Origin of the sequence: Allocatenococcus thiocycli, assembly GCF_921292965.1 — a bacterium.
In the GTDB taxonomy this organism is placed as follows: domain Bacteria; phylum Pseudomonadota; class Gammaproteobacteria; order Enterobacterales; family Vibrionaceae; genus Vibrio; species Vibrio natriegens.
In genome coordinates, this window is sequence record NZ_CAKLCK010000026.1 from 76,087 (window position 1) to 90,367 (window position 14,281).

The 14,281-nt window shown below is 45.9% G+C and carries 12 protein-coding genes; 6 read left to right on the forward strand and 6 right to left on the reverse strand.

All coding sequences use genetic code 11. The features are described 5' to 3' along the window. Window positions 1-4 precede the first annotated feature (4 nt). The 4 genes from L9Q40_RS09220 to L9Q40_RS09235 all read left to right on the forward strand — a co-directional run bounded on the left by L9Q40_RS09220 (window position 5) and on the right by L9Q40_RS09235 (window position 3,879). Complete coding sequence (locus L9Q40_RS09220; RefSeq protein WP_498793091.1) at window positions 5-733, forward strand: ABC transporter ATP-binding protein; 729 nt, start codon at window positions 5-7, stop codon at window positions 731-733. Next, window positions 730-1,989: an ABC transporter permease gene (locus tag L9Q40_RS09225; RefSeq protein WP_498793092.1), complete on the forward strand. Its 1,260-nt coding sequence runs from the start codon at window positions 730-732 to the stop codon at window positions 1,987-1,989. The genes L9Q40_RS09220 and L9Q40_RS09225 overlap by 4 nt, the downstream gene beginning before the upstream one ends. A gap of 4 nt (window positions 1,990-1,993) precedes the next feature. Then, entirely contained in the window at window positions 1,994-2,491 is a 498-nt protein-coding gene (locus L9Q40_RS09230; protein ID WP_014230686.1) for a DUF3299 domain-containing protein, read from the forward strand. 482 nt (window positions 2,492-2,973) lie between these two features. Next, entirely contained in the window at window positions 2,974-3,879 is a 906-nt protein-coding gene (locus tag L9Q40_RS09235) for a TIGR03899 family protein (protein WP_498793093.1), read from the forward strand. A gap of 90 nt (window positions 3,880-3,969) precedes the next feature. Here L9Q40_RS09235 and cysC read toward each other — a convergent pair whose 3' ends face one another. The 5 genes from cysC to cobA all read right to left on the reverse strand — a co-directional run bounded on the left by cysC (window position 3,970) and on the right by cobA (window position 9,872). Then, the gene (gene cysC, locus L9Q40_RS09240; protein WP_498793094.1) at window positions 3,970-4,587 is read right to left on the reverse strand and encodes an adenylyl-sulfate kinase; all 618 of its coding nucleotides are present in this window, start codon (window positions 4,585-4,587) and stop codon (window positions 3,970-3,972) included. A gap of 24 nt (window positions 4,588-4,611) precedes the next feature. Then, entirely contained in the window at window positions 4,612-6,336 is a 1,725-nt protein-coding gene (locus tag L9Q40_RS09245) for an SLC13 family permease (RefSeq protein WP_118117613.1), read from the reverse strand. A gap of 244 nt (window positions 6,337-6,580) precedes the next feature. Continuing rightward, window positions 6,581-8,011 carry a sulfate adenylyltransferase subunit CysN gene (cysN, locus tag L9Q40_RS09250; RefSeq protein WP_014230682.1) on the reverse strand — a complete coding sequence of 477 codons (1,431 nt, stop codon included), beginning with the start codon at window positions 8,009-8,011 and terminating at the stop codon, window positions 6,581-6,583. An 18-nt stretch (window positions 8,012-8,029) separates the two neighbouring features. Beyond that, window positions 8,030-8,938 carry a sulfate adenylyltransferase subunit CysD gene (gene cysD, locus L9Q40_RS09255; protein WP_014230681.1) on the reverse strand — a complete coding sequence of 303 codons (909 nt, stop codon included), beginning with the start codon at window positions 8,936-8,938 and terminating at the stop codon, window positions 8,030-8,032. Between the two features lie 58 nt (window positions 8,939-8,996). Beyond that, a complete protein-coding gene (cobA, locus tag L9Q40_RS09260) occupies window positions 8,997-9,872 on the reverse strand; it encodes a uroporphyrinogen-III C-methyltransferase (RefSeq protein ID WP_020335811.1) in 876 nt (291 codons plus the stop codon). A gap of 263 nt (window positions 9,873-10,135) precedes the next feature. Here cobA and L9Q40_RS09265 point away from each other — a divergent pair, with 263 nt between their 5' ends. Then, window positions 10,136-12,097, forward strand: coding sequence for a bifunctional 2',3'-cyclic-nucleotide 2'-phosphodiesterase/3'-nucleotidase (locus tag L9Q40_RS09265; RefSeq protein WP_498793095.1), 1,962 nt, complete (start codon window positions 10,136-10,138; stop codon window positions 12,095-12,097). 117 nt (window positions 12,098-12,214) lie between these two features. After that, window positions 12,215-12,787, forward strand: a complete 573-nt coding sequence (locus L9Q40_RS09270) for a Crp/Fnr family transcriptional regulator (protein ID WP_498793096.1) — start codon at window positions 12,215-12,217, stop codon at window positions 12,785-12,787. A 54-nt stretch (window positions 12,788-12,841) separates the two neighbouring features. Here the strand turns inward: L9Q40_RS09270 and dbpA are convergent, their stop codons facing one another. After that, window positions 12,842-14,221: an ATP-dependent RNA helicase DbpA gene (gene dbpA / locus L9Q40_RS09275; protein ID WP_014230677.1), complete on the reverse strand. Its 1,380-nt coding sequence runs from the start codon at window positions 14,219-14,221 to the stop codon at window positions 12,842-12,844. Between the last annotated feature and the right edge of the window lie 60 nt (window positions 14,222-14,281).

Here is a 14,281-nt window from a genome sequence, read left to right on the forward strand (position 1 = left end):
TTCTATGACTGATTCAATATCAAGCGTTGTTGAACTCAATAACGCCCAGTTTATTTGGCCGAGTTCAGACATCGCTACCATCGATATACCTCACTTACGCATCACGCCCGGTGAACATGTATTCATCAAAGGACCGAGCGGGTGTGGTAAGTCGACGCTTCTCGCGCTGCTGACCGGTATTAATACATTGAGTGCGGGTTCTCTATCGGTACTCGACACCGACTTATCGACTCTGACTGCCAGCCAAAGAGACAAATTTCGAGCAGATCATATTGGCTATATTTTCCAGCAATTCAATCTGTTGCCCTACCTCAACGTAATCGAAAATGTCTTGCTTCCATGCCAATTTAGCAAAGTCAGACGTAATCGTATTGCAGCGAATGCCAGCAATCAGGCGTTAGCTGAACAGGCTTCGGCATTATTAGAAAGGCTGCATTTGCCACAAAGCCTGCATTCGCGTCCGGTATCCGAATTGAGTATCGGCCAGCAGCAGCGCGTTGCAGCAGCCAGAGCTCTGATGGGGCATCCCGCGTTAGTCATTGCTGACGAACCAACCTCCGCTTTGGATCATGACAATAGAATGGCTTTTATTGAACTGCTCATGGAGCAAGCCAATCAAGTCAACGCGACCTTGGTATTTGTCAGCCATGACCCAACTCTGGAGCCTCTATTCAACCGGACCATTAACCTTCCTGATATTAACCAATGTAGTAGCGCTGGAGGTTCGTCATGACAGCGGTAGTGACACTCGCCTGGAAGAGCCTGATGAACCGTAAGGCGACGGCATTGCTCACCGTGATGACCGTTGCAATTTCTGTGGTTTTGCTACTTGGCGTTGAGCGAATTCGAACACAGGCCAAAGACAGTTTTGCCAATACGATTTCTGGTACCGACCTAATTATTGGTGGCCGTTCAGGTCAGGTAAACCTATTGCTTTATTCAGTATTTCGTATCGGCAATGCCACCAACAACATCGACTGGAAGAGCTATCAAGAGTTCAGTCAGCACCGCTCCGTTGATTGGGCTATCCCAATTTCGCTGGGAGACTCCCACAAAGGCTTTCGTGTCATGGGCACCAACCACAGCTACTTCGAGCATTTCAAGTATGGAAGTAAGCAACCACTTACTTTCGAAAAAGGTCGAGAGTTCAATGAATTATTTGAAACCGTCATTGGGGCAGATGTTGCGAAAGCACTGGGTTACCAAATAGGTAGCGAGATCATCATAGCTCATGGCATCAGTGATGTGGGCTTTAGCCGCCATGACAATCTGCCTTTTAAAGTCGTGGGCATTTTAGCCCCAACGGGGACACCAGTAGATAAAACCGTTCACGTATCTTTAGAAGCGATCGAAGCCATTCACGTAGGGTGGGAAAGTGGTGCGAATCTAGGGGCAGCACCAAAAGCCGAAGTTTTAAAAACCGTCGACTTTCAACCAAAGCAGATCACGGCGATGCTCGTCGGTTTAAAATCACGCATCCAAACGTTCGCCTTGCAACGACAAATCAATACCTACCCGCAAGAGCCGCTCAGTGCCATCATGCCGGGCGTTGCACTGCATGAATTGTGGGGAATGATGTCCGTCGCAGAGCAAGCGTTGATGGCTGTATCCGGTTTTGTCGTCGTAGCGGGGTTACTTGGCATGCTAAGCAGCCTGCTGACAAGCTTGCAGGAGAGACGCCGGGAAATGGCTATTCTGCGTGCCATGGGCGCAAGACCACGCCATGTGTTTTCACTATTGATAAGCGAAGCCAGTTTACTGACCGCTGCGGGTATTATCTCTGGAGTTGCGGGGCTTTATTCCATTCTGGCTCTATTGCAACCGATCATGCAGCAACATTATGGTATACATCTGACACTAAGCTTTCTTTCTTCATATGAATGGATGCTACTCGGTTTTGTCCAATGCGCTGGTATTATGATTGGTTTCATCCCAGCACTACGTGCTTATCGACAATCTCTGAGTGATGGAATGACAATAAGGATATAAACAAATGTGGAAAAAAATACTCGCTAGCTGCTTGCTGGTGATTTCTTTTACGGCACCGGTAATGGCAAGTGACGAGCCATTGAAGATCGACTGGCTTGATCTGGTTCCAGAATCAGAACGGAAACTGTTTGATAGTGTCGGCATGCCTTCGGCGTCAGAGCATAGTGGTGGCGCAGCACAACAATCTAAGATTGGCAGTGTGAGAACGGAGCTGAATGGCAGTTTGGTAAAAATACCAGGATTTGTCATTCCGCTAGAAGGTGACGCCAACACAGTGACTGAGTTTCTGTTGGTACCCTACTTCGGGGCATGTATTCACGTCCCACCGCCACCACCAAATCAAATCATTTACGTGAAGTTCCCAGAAGGAGCGCCAGTTCAGGAGCTTTGGGATGTGGTTTACGTGGTCGGAACGCTTAAAACCGAAGTCATTAGCCATGAGCTAGCTCAAACAGCGTATTTGATCGAAGGGACAAAAATAGAAAGTTACGACGATATGTAATATCTCGAATTTTTAGGTAAATCCATGGCGTCGCTTAGGCGCCATTTTCATATGTGAAGAGATACCAGTCTGGATAAATAAGTAGTCAGGCTCTGTGCAGGAAAAATAGCTTAGGTCAAAGTACAACTTGCGGTAACTGGTTATTCTAATGACAAAACATATAACGCAGCTATCAGTGATCTCCACCCGAATGAATAAGCAAATGCTTATTTAGATTGGTGTTACATAATATAGCGAGACAGGTACGCTAGAACGCCCACATAGAGAATCAAAAGAAACGCTATCGACAGGTGCTTTTTCAGTTTGCTTGCTTCCGAGAACTTCATTGCCCCTCCAAAATAACGATAACAATTTTAACAATTTGTTATCATCTTGGATAGCCTTAATTTGATCAAATTTTGATAGTCACTTTCTGGTCGTTAAGCGGATTAAGATGTAAATTGAGGCAAGCGTGACTCGTCGCTACCTGAGTAGGAACATAAATGGCAGAATCAGCAAAGAAACCTAGCGTAATGGTACAACAGCCCAACTCCCAGCAACGTCCTAAAAACGACACGAAAAGCAGCTATATCAAAGACAGTACCAGTCGAATTCAAAACATTGCACAAAGTTATGGGCTCGATGCCTTGCTTCAAGCCGATACTCCGAAGCAATCGACCTTTGAGAGAGCTCAGCTGCGCGAGCAACGACGTCAGGAGCAACGGCAACAGAACCTTGAACAGGTGTTAAAATTGGCCCACGGTGCTTGCCGAGACGAAACTGCGGGCGAGCCGGAACAGGATTGGTTGTATCGCTTTTTCGACATGGCTCAGGATATTCACAACAGTGCGATGCAGAAACTATGGGCGCAGGTGCTCAAGCGGGAGGTGACCAACCCCGGTTCCACATCGATGAAGGCGCTTAAAGCCCTCAAAGACATGTCACCTAAAGAAGCACAGACACTACAAAGAGCGGCCTCTTTGGCTTGCAGCTTTGGTGGTGATGGCAGCCGTAAGTTGTTGATTGGTTATAAAGCTCAGAACGGTATTTTCAGCTTTGGCAAGCGGGATACCACCAGCAATCTGAACATGGGGACGTTCCAGCTCCCCTACTCCAGCTTATTGATGTTAATTGAGTTGGGACTGCTGCACAGTGCCGAGCTCGAGTCTGGAGAAATCAGTGTTGAAACACCCTTAATTCTCACTTACCAAGGTAAAAACCTATCACTCCACGCCAACACCAAAGGAGTAAGGTTGCTTTATTATCGATTTACCTTAACGGGCAACGAACTGTGTAAGCTACTTGGCAACAAACTCAACACAGATTACTACGACCAATTAATAGCACTTATAAATCATAAGTTTACTGTAAACACAGAATCACACAGTCGCGTAGACCACACCGTTTAGTTATGCAGTAAGAGCTTTTGGTCACCTATGTTCCAAAAGCTCTTTAAACACTTTCACGACTTTTGAGTCACCCATGATCTAAATGCTTATTTAGCGGATCACACCACGCTGTTTTAAGTCATTGATACACAGTTCTACCAACTCATTGACACTCTTTTCTCCCGCTGGTAAATCTATTTCTGGGTTTTCAGGTGCTTGATATTCCGAGTCAATACCCGTGAAGTTTGGAATTTCCCCTGCGCGAGCTTTACGGTACAACCCTTTAGGATCACGTCCTTCACACACCTCCAGAGAAGCATTGACAAACACTTCGATAAACTCACCTTCCGGTAATAGATCGCGTACCAGTTGGCGCTCAGCTCGATGAGGAGAAATAAAAGCAGACAGAATAATCAAACCTGCGTCGGCCATCAACTTAGCCAACTCCCCGATGCGGCGAATATTCTCGCGACGATCCTGCTCAGAAAAGCCTAAATCACTGCACAACCCGTGACGAACATTATCACCATCAAGTAAATAAGTATGGTAACCAAGCTCAGCAAGACGATTTTCCAATGCGCCCGCTACGGTTGATTTACCCGCACCAGATAAGCCCGTAAACCAGAGTACTGCTGGTTTTTGTTGCTTTAAGTCAGCACGAAACTTTTTATCAACCGAGTGCTGATGCCAAACAATGTTTTCATCTTTTACCGTGGTGTCGGCTGTCATAACGTATCCTTGTAAATATCGGAATTAAAACGGAAAGAAGACCGGAATCAGTGTCAGTACTAATACGGAATACACAATAGAAATCGGCACACCAATTCGCACATAATCGGTCAATTTGTAATTACCTACGCTGTAAACCAACAAGTTAGTTTGATAACCGTAGGGAGAAATAAAGCTCGCACTTGCGCCAAACAGTACCGCCATAATAAATGGCATTGGATCGACGCCATACCCTATCGCCATACTGTAGCCGATAGGAAAAGAGAGCGCTGCAGCTGCGTTATTGGTGACTAATTCAGTTAACACCAGCGTCATGATATACGTCGCAACCAACGCGCCGAAAACGCCCCAGCCATTAAAGGCCTGGATAAACATCTCACCCATCCTGACGGATAACCCCGAAGAGATCATTAACTGAGCTATGGAAAGCGCAGAGCCAACAATCACAACAATGTCGATCGGAAAACGTCGGCGAAGTTCAGAAACTTGCACAATGCCAAATGCCAGCAGGGATAAAATGTAAACCGCCAGCCCTTTTATGATTGGCACCAGATCCAGTAACGCACAGCCAATGACCGCGGCGAAACCGAGTAATACGATAGAAGATTTGTTTGCGTCCAGACGTGCGCTCGAGTCCAAATCATGCACCAATACGAACTCTTTACGATGCGCACGACGCTCAGATTCAAATCGCTTACCCGGAACCAACACTAAGGTGTCACCTGGGGCAAGTTTAATACTGCCCAACCCGCCTTCTAGTCGCTCATGGCCACGGCGGATAGCGACAACAACCGCATCAAAACGGTCACGAAATCGGCTCTCTTTCAGCGTTTTATGACAAAAAGTAGCCGAAGAACTGACGACAACTTCTCGGAAGTTTTGTCCATTCAAGTGCTGATGACCAAACAGCGTCAGGCCAGGGATTTCCTGCAACGTCGCGACACTTTCGACATCGCCACAAAACAGTAAGCGGTCTTTTGCATTAAGCACAAACTCAGGCCCGACTGACGAGACAGTAACGCCATCACGTATGACTTCTGCCAAGAACAGTTTACGTAACGCACGTAAATTATTTTCGCTAACCGTACGCCCAACTAATGGCGAGCCCGGTTCAACGCGTGATTCAAGGAAATAAGGCAGATCTTCCTGAGTTTGATCATCATAATTCGGCAGCAGGTAGCTCAGTGGAATCAAGATCAGTAAGCCACCAGCCAAAACCGCTAAACCAATCAGCGTCGGAGTAAAAAATCCTAAGCTAGGTAAGCCTGCATCTTCCACGAAGCTATTGATAATGAGGTTGGTCGACGTGCCGATCAAGGTCAATGTGCCGCCCAAAATAGCCGCGTATGAAAGTGGGATTAATAGCTTTGACGGCGCATGCTGCTGGTTTCGTTTGATAGCGCCAATCAGAGATACGACAACAGCCGTATTATTGGTGAACGATGATAGCAACGCCGTAGAGAGTCCCAACTTAGCGATAACACTACCTAAATGTCCTTCAGAGATACTGCGACTGACCCAGCTGATAAGAAGCGTTTTTTCTAAGGCACACGACGCAAGTATTAGTAACACTAAGGTTAGTAATGACGAGTTGGTAAAGTTAGAGGCAATGGATGTCAAATCCATCATACCAGCTAGAAACGAAATAAAGGCTGCACCAGCAAAAACATAACTAGGCTTAATTTTCGTGACAAGCAAACAAGTGATAATGCCAAGCAAAATCGCTAATACAAATCCTTGTTCCCACATAGCCTTTCCTTACCAAATAGCCCGAACAGGGCGAAAACAGCGACTGCACATCAAATGTTGCAGAGCGAGAAAATAAGTAACCAGAGCAAAGCAAGCGAAAAAGAAAGCCAGAATGACTCACACTTCATCGTGCATTCTGGTTTCTGGGGGAAAAGAGCCAGACTGCATTTCGCAACTCAGTCGGGCTAAAAACCTGAGCAGAAAAAGAGGCAAAATTGGCTCCTTCACTGCTCAGGAACACCAATTACTTTTTAAGTAATTGGCTTAGGTCTTTAGCTTCCCAATGCGGGAAGTGTTTGCGAACCAGTGCATTAAGCTCCAGTTCAAATGCAGAGATATCGGTCAGATCACGCTCTACCAATGCCAGGCTTTCTTTTACCATCCCGGCACCAACAGTAACGTTAGTCAGACGGTCGATAATGATGAAACCACCCGTGTCTGCACAATCTTGGTAATTATCAAGTGCAACAGACTCGTTCAATGACCACTCACACAAACCAATACCATTCAGTGGCAACTCGGCCGCACTATGGCTAGAAAGGTTGTTGATGTCGTATTGATGGCGAATCGTCTCAACGTGACCAACCGTTTTCTTGCCCGCGATCTTAATATCGTAATCACGACCTGGTTGAAGTGGCTGTTCAGTCATCCACACAACGTCTGCAAGAAGATGGTTTGTGGTTTCTACCTGAGCATTTTCTAAAACAATCAAATCACCACGGCTAATATCGATTTCGTCGTTCAAAGTCAGCGTTACTGCAAGACCTGCGCGTGCTTCTTCGATATCGCCATCAAAAGTTACGATTCGTGCAACTGTCGACGTTTTACCTGATGGAAGTGCTTTGATCTTGTCTCCCACTTTCACTGAACCTGAAGAAATCGTGCCAGCGAAACCACGGAAATCTAGGTTAGGACGGTTAACGTACTGAACCGGGAAGCGGAATTCACCGCTGCCTTTCTCGTGGTCAATATCAACGTTTTCCAGTAGCTCAAGCAGTGACGGACCTTCAAACCAATCCAGGTTTTCACCTTTGTCGACCACGTTATCGCCTTCAAGCGCTGAAATCGGAATGATTTGAATATCAATATCACCGGTCAGCTTTTCAGAGAACTCAAGGTACTCATCACGAATCTCTTCAAAACGTGCTTGTGAGTAGTCAACCAAGTCCATTTTGTTGATTGCAACAACGAAATGCTTCAAGCCCAATAGGTTTGAAATGAATGAGTGACGACGAGTCTGGTCAAGAATGCCTTTACGCGCATCCACAAGAATCACGGCTAAATCACACGTCGAAGCGCCTGTTGCCATGTTACGAGTGTATTGCTCATGCCCTGGAGTATCAGCAATGATGAACTTACGCTTCTGTGTAGAGAAGTAACGGTAAGCCACATCGATAGTGATACCCTGTTCGCGCTCTGCCTGCAGACCATCAACAAGTAGGGCTAAATCAGGTTTTTCACCTGTTGTACCTACTCGTTGGCTGTCTGAGTGCACTGCCGCTAGTTGATCTTCATAAATTTGTTTTGAGTCATGGAGTAAGCGACCAATAAGGGTACTCTTACCGTCATCAACAGAACCACAAGTCAGAAATCGAAGTAAAGACTTGTACTGGTGTTGGGTTAAATAGCCTTCGATACCAAGCTCGGCTAATTGAGCTTCAACTGCACTGTTCATTATCTTTCCTTAGATCCTTTAGAAGTAACCTTGACGTTTTTTAAGTTCCATCGATCCTGACTGATCATGGTCGATCGCTCGCCCTTGACGCTCACTCGATGTCGCCACCAGCATCTCTTCAATGATGCCCGTCAGCGTATTGGCTTCGGATTCGATCGCGCCGGTTAACGGGTAGCAACCTAAAGTACGGAAACGAACACTCTTCTCTTCTACTACTTCACCTGGCTGAATTTCCATGCGGTCATCATCAACCATGATCAACATGCCATCGCGCTCGACAACCGGACGCTTGTCAGCAAGGTAAAGCGGTACGATCTCAATATTTTCTAGATAGATGTATTGCCAAATATCCAGTTCTGTCCAGTTTGATAGAGGGAACACACGAATGCTCTCGCCTTTGTTCACCTGACCGTTGTAGGTTTTCCAAAGCTCTGGACGTTGGTTTTTCGGATCCCACGTATGGTTCTTATCGCGGAATGAATACACACGCTCTTTCGCACGTGATTTTTCTTCATCACGACGCGCACCACCGAAAGCCGCATCAAAACCGTATTTATTTAGTGCTTGCTTAAGACCTTGAGTCTTCATGATGTCAGTGTGCTTTGAAGAACCGTGAACAAATGGGCTACAACCCATCGCAAGACCTTCTGGGTTCTTGTGAACCAAAAGCTCAAAACCGTATTTTTCTGCAGTACGATCACGGAACTCAATCATCTCGCGGAATTTCCAGTCCGTATCGACATGCAAAAGTGGGAATGGAATTTTGCCCGGGTAAAACGCTTTACGCGCTAGGTGCAGCATCACTGATGAGTCTTTACCAATCGAATACATCATGACTGGGTTACCAAACTCAGCCGCAACTTCACGGATAATATGAATACTCTCCGCTTCGAGTTGTTTAAGGTGAGTTAAACGTTGTTGGTCCATGTTTTGTATTTCCTTTTAAGCTTGAAGGCGCATTACGTCTCTAATCTTTGGACTGAAATTATATGGAGTTGGCAATAGCACTTTTGTTGATTTCAGTACTAGACAAAAACCAGTCTAACTTTTGAGACAATCGCACCACTTCACCTACCACGATTAAAGAAGGAGATTGAGCGTCCTTCGATAAATCAGATAGTTGGGACAATTCTCCCGTAAATACTTTCTGTTCTATTTGCGTACCACGTTCGATAATAGCTATCGGTGTTGAGGCTGAGCGACCATGTTTAATAAGCTGACTCTGAATATAGTGTGATTTCATCAGCCCCATGTAGATCACTAAAGTCTGATTGCCGCGAGCCAGTGTCGACCAATCCATCTCATCACTTTCTTCTTTCAAGTGGCCAGTGACAAAAATGGCTGATTGAGCGTAATCACGGTGAGTCAGAGGAATCCCAGCATAAGCTGTTGCTCCAGCCGCCGCGGTAATGCCAGGCACAACCTGAAAGCGCACACCTGCATCAGCCAGAACTTCGAGCTCTTCACCACCACGACCAAACACAAATGGATCGCCACCTTTTACTCGTACAACTCGGTATCCTTGTTGAGCGAAATCTACCAGCAGTTGATTGGTTTTCTCTTGCGGTACGCTATGGTGTCCAGCGCGCTTGCCAACACAAACCAAGATAGTATCGCTTGGGATCAACGCCATGATCTCTTCAGAAACAAGGTAGTCATACAAAACTACATCGGCTTGCTGTAAGCAGTTCAGTGCTTTGACAGTCAAAAGTTCAGGGTCACCCGGACCCGCACCAACGAGTGCAACTTCACCAGGCTGCAGTGAGCGCTTTGCAAATCGCGTTGTCACTGCCGTTGGGTTATCAGAAACCAAACGAGGCTTTGATGTGGGAAAAGTGGTGACTGTATCTTTCGCTGCCATGTGTTTGCTCATCGTCCATAGATTTTGGTATGCGTGCATTATGGCGGGGCGTTTATATTACCTGAAATTCTAAAATTTCATTTTTTATTCAAAAATCTGCTAAGAAGTTTTTGTTTGGTCTCATTCAAAAGCGTGAAAAAGGGGGCGTTTTATATGAAAAGGGTTCAGTAAAATGCGTTTGTTCACAATTTTCTGCTCTTAAATCATCATGTTGCAAAGAATTTCGTTACATTTATCTTTTACCCCTTGAATTGGAGCACCTAATGAAATTGGCTGTTAATCCTATTTCCGTCGCGGTTTTGAGCGGAATGTTAACGCTTGCCGGACCAGCAATGGCTGACACGATCAAGCTACGCATCATCGAAACGACTGACATTCACACCAACGTAATGGACTACGACTACTACAAAGACCAGCCGTCTCAGCAAATTGGTCTAAGCCGAGCCGCTACTCTGGTTAAACAAGCTCAATCAGAATCCGTAAACAACGTGTTAGTGGATAATGGTGACCTCATTCAGGGCAGCCCTATGGGTGACTATATGGCGGCAAAAGGAATTAAAGATGGCGAAATTCACCCCGTCTACAAAGCCATGAACCAACTTCATTATGAGGTCGGCAATATCGGTAACCATGAATTCAACTACGGTTTGGACTTTTTGCAAAAAGCGCTCGCAGGTGCCAACTTCCCCTACATCAACGCCAACGTCTTTGATAAAGAAACCGGTGAGCACTTGTTCAAACCTTATCTAATCAAAACCTACACCATGAAAGACACAGATGGTGAAACGCACCAAATCAAGGTCGGGTATATCGGTTTTGTGCCGCCGCAGATCATGGTCTGGGATAAAAAGAACCTGGAAGGAAAAGTCTTCGCCAAAGACATTAAAGAAACCGCTCAGAAGCTTGTCCCTCAAATGAAAGCGGAAGGCGCAGACGTGATTGTGGCCATCCCCCACTCTGGCGTTTCGACAGATCCATATAAGCTAGGGGCAGAAAACTCGGTTTACTACTTAACCCAGGTTGAAGAGATTGATGCGATTGCTTTTGGACACTCTCATGCGGTCTTCCCAGGAAAAGGATTTGAAAACCTACAAGGTGTAGACAACAAGAATGGCACTATTAATGGTGTAACTGCGGTGATGCCAGGCCGCTGGGGAAGTCATGTCGGCGTCATGGACTTGGTCCTAAAACAAAAAGATGACAAATGGCACGTGGTTGACGGGCAATCTGAAGCACGTCCAATCTTTGATAAGGCCAACGAGGCATCTTTGGCAGAAGCTGACCCGGACATCGTAAAGGCGTTAGAAGGTGACCATAAAGGAACTCGCGAATTCGTTAATCAACCGATTGGTAAAGCGAATGACGTGATGTACAGCTTCCTGTCTTTGGTTCAGGACGACCCGACGATCCAAATCGTGAATTTAGCGCAAAAAGATTATGTTGAACGATTTATTCAGGGCGACCCGGATTTAGAAGGCATTCCTGTACTCAGTGCAGCTGCGCCATTTAAAGCCGGCGGCCGTAAAAACGATCCCAATAACTTTACGGAAGTGGAATCGGGTCAACTGACTTTCCGTAACGCTGCCGATCTGTATTTGTACCCAAATACACTGGTCGCGCTAAAAGTGAAAGGCAAACAAGTTCAGGAATGGTTAGAGTGCAGCGCTGGTCAGTTTAAGCAGATTGATGTTGCTAACACCCAACCTCAGTCTCTGATTGACTGGGATAATTTCCGTACCTACAACTTCGACGTGATTGACGGGGTTAATTATCAAATCGATGTAACCAAAGCACCTAAGTATGATGCAAGCTGTAAAGAAATAAACCCAGAGTCGCAGCGTATTGTGAATCTGACTTTCAACGGCAAACCACTCGATCCTAAACAAGACTTCCTTATCGCCACCAACAACTATCGAGCATACAGCAACACGTTCCCAGGTACAGGGCCAGACTTTATCGCGTTTGACTCACCAGATGAAAACCGTTCGGTCGTGGCGGCTTATATTTCACGAGTCAGTGAAGAACAAGGCGAAGTCACACCAAGTGCAGACAACAACTGGTCATTCGCGCCAATTAAATCGGACAAACCATTGGATATTCGCTTTGAGACTTCACCAAGTGATAAAGCAGCGAAGTTCATCAAAGACAAAGCGCAATACCCGATGAAGCAAGTGGCGACCGATGAAATCGGCTTTGCAATCTATCAAATTAATCTGAACCAGTAATCAAGGTTCTATAGCTATTAGCGGCTCTTCAGGGCCGCTTTTTTTATTAAGCGACTTTCTGTTGTTGAGCAAGAAACGTTAGAATGTATCAACGACTTTTAGACTTTTCTCCCCTTGATGCCAAACGACGTATTTTCTGACCTGACTAAAAATGGCTTTTCCGAACAAGAAGCCGCACAACTGATAGAGCATGGGCAAGAACTCGAATTGCCGACCAGACATATTCTCTGCATTCAGGGAGAATTTGGCTCGCATATCTATTTCATTCTCGAGGGACTATGCCATGCTAGCTACCTCACTGAACAAGGTAAGGAATTCAGTAAAGAATTCTATTGGGAAAAAGACTGGGTAATTGGTTTCGAAAGCGTCATCAACAACCAGCCTTCTCTCTATTTATTGGAAACACTCACTGCCTGTCGTTTATTTTGCTTACCTATCGAGACACTTCACCGTTGGCGTTCAGACAAGCATTCTATTTATCTCAAACTGCTGGAAACACAGTTGCTAAATAAAGAGCACAAAGAACGCTTTATGCTGCTTTACTCGCCGGAAGAACGTTATCAGTTGTTCTGCCAGCACTACCCCGATTTAGAACAACGAATTACCGATAGCCAAATTGCCGCCTATCTTGGGATCACAGCCATCAGTTTGAGCCGAATTAAAACGCGGTTAGCAAAAGACAACCAGTAAGCAAAAAACAAAAAAGGCTCTTCAATAGAAGAGCCTTTACTTAAAATTAAATACTTATTTAAGAAGACGAGCTCGGAACTGACGTCCTTTCATCTTACCCGTGCTGATGGTTTGCAGAGCTTTCTTCGCCGCAGACTTCTCTACCGCCACATAAGCACGCATTGGGAACAAATGAATTTTGCCCACTTGAGCTCCCGGAATACCATTTTTCCCGGTTAAACAGCCTAGGATATCGCCCGGACGCACTTTTTGTTTTTTGCCACCGTCGATATTTATCGTCACCATTTTTGCTTGGTAAGGCTGTTGTTTTGATTTCTCTGGCAACGTCGCAGGAAGGATATCCATATCTAAATATTCTTCGATACGTGCAACACGTAAACCATCTTTCTCACCAAAGAAGCTGAACGCCAAACCTTTACTGCCCGCTCGGCCTGTACGACCAATGCGATGCACGTGTACTTCTGGGTCGCGAGACAATTCAAAGTTAAATACTGCATCCAGGTTATCAACATCCAAGCCGCGCGCCGCAACGTCTGTTGCAACCAGAATAGAAACGCTCTTATTCGCGAACTGAACCAACGCCTGATCGCGCTCACGCTGTTCTAAGTCACCATGAAGATCAATCACACTGAAGCCACGGTGATGCAGCTCATCCGCCACACTCTGCACTTCTTTTTTGGTGTTACAGAATACAACCGCAGATTCAGGTTGATGAGTAAGAAGAAGGTTTGCCAATGCTTCATCACGCGCTTCCGAGCCTTCGACTTTGTAGAAATACTGAGCGATGCTTGAGGTATCGTGTGTCGATTCCACTTTAATCATCTCAGGTGACTGCATGATACGTTGGGCAATTTGCTCGATCTTTTCAGGGAAAGTGGCACTGAAAAGCAACGTTTGACGTTTTTTCGGCGCTGCATCAATGATAGCGTCCAGCGCATCCTGGAAGCCCATGTCTAGCATGCGGTCAGCCTCATCCAGTACCAGCGTATTGAGCTCAGAAAGATCAATTCGGCCTTTCTCAAGGTGATCAAGAATACGCCCTGGAGTACCAACCAGAATATGAGCGCCATGCTCCAGTGAACCAATTTGTGGTCCCATTGGCATACCGCCACACAATGTCAGAACTTTAATGTTGTGGATACCACGCCCTAAAGTGCGGATTTCTTTCGCCACCTGATCGGCCAGTTCACGTGTGGGACATAACACCAAAGACTGCACACGGAATCGCTTCACATTTAGGTTAGATAAAACCCCAAGACCAAACGCAGCGGTTTTGCCCGAGCCAGTTTTACCCTGACCAATCACATCACGCTGGTTCAGGATCGCCGGCAAGCTTAATGCCTGAATTGGCGTCATGTGGGTGTAATTCATTGAATCAAGCGTCGCGAGTAACGCCGGGCTTAGCCCTACGTGGTCAAAAGTTTGTTTGCTCACAGGGGAATATCCTCAGGTGGGATGAAAAAGAGGGCACATTATCGCCAGATTTGTCAGGAA

What these genes read in the sequence shown, in the direction of transcription:
- L9Q40_RS09245 (WP_118117613.1), bottom strand. Translation starts at nt 6,336, where the DNA reads ATGTGGGAACAAGGATTTGTATTAGCGATTTTGCTTGGCATTATCACT.
- L9Q40_RS09235 (WP_498793093.1), top strand. Translation starts at nt 2,974, where the DNA reads ATGGCAGAATCAGCAAAGAAACCTAGCGTAATGGTACAACAGCCCAAC.
- L9Q40_RS09230 (WP_014230686.1), top strand. Translation starts at nt 1,994, where the DNA reads ATGTGGAAAAAAATACTCGCTAGCTGCTTGCTGGTGATTTCTTTTACG.
- L9Q40_RS09270 (WP_498793096.1), top strand. Translation starts at nt 12,215, where the DNA reads ATGCCAAACGACGTATTTTCTGACCTGACTAAAAATGGCTTTTCCGAA.
- cysN (WP_014230682.1), bottom strand. Translation starts at nt 8,011, where the DNA reads ATGAACAGTGCAGTTGAAGCTCAATTAGCCGAGCTTGGTATCGAAGGC.
- cobA (WP_020335811.1), bottom strand. Translation starts at nt 9,872, where the DNA reads ATGGCAGCGAAAGATACAGTCACCACTTTTCCCACATCAAAGCCTCGT.
- cysC (WP_498793094.1), bottom strand. Translation starts at nt 4,587, where the DNA reads ATGACAGCCGACACCACGGTAAAAGATGAAAACATTGTTTGGCATCAG.
- L9Q40_RS09220 (WP_498793091.1), top strand. Translation starts at nt 5, where the DNA reads ATGACTGATTCAATATCAAGCGTTGTTGAACTCAATAACGCCCAGTTT.
- cysD (WP_014230681.1), bottom strand. Translation starts at nt 8,938, where the DNA reads ATGGACCAACAACGTTTAACTCACCTTAAACAACTCGAAGCGGAGAGT.
- L9Q40_RS09265 (WP_498793095.1), top strand. Translation starts at nt 10,136, where the DNA reads ATGAAATTGGCTGTTAATCCTATTTCCGTCGCGGTTTTGAGCGGAATG.
- L9Q40_RS09225 (WP_498793092.1), top strand. Translation starts at nt 730, where the DNA reads ATGACAGCGGTAGTGACACTCGCCTGGAAGAGCCTGATGAACCGTAAG.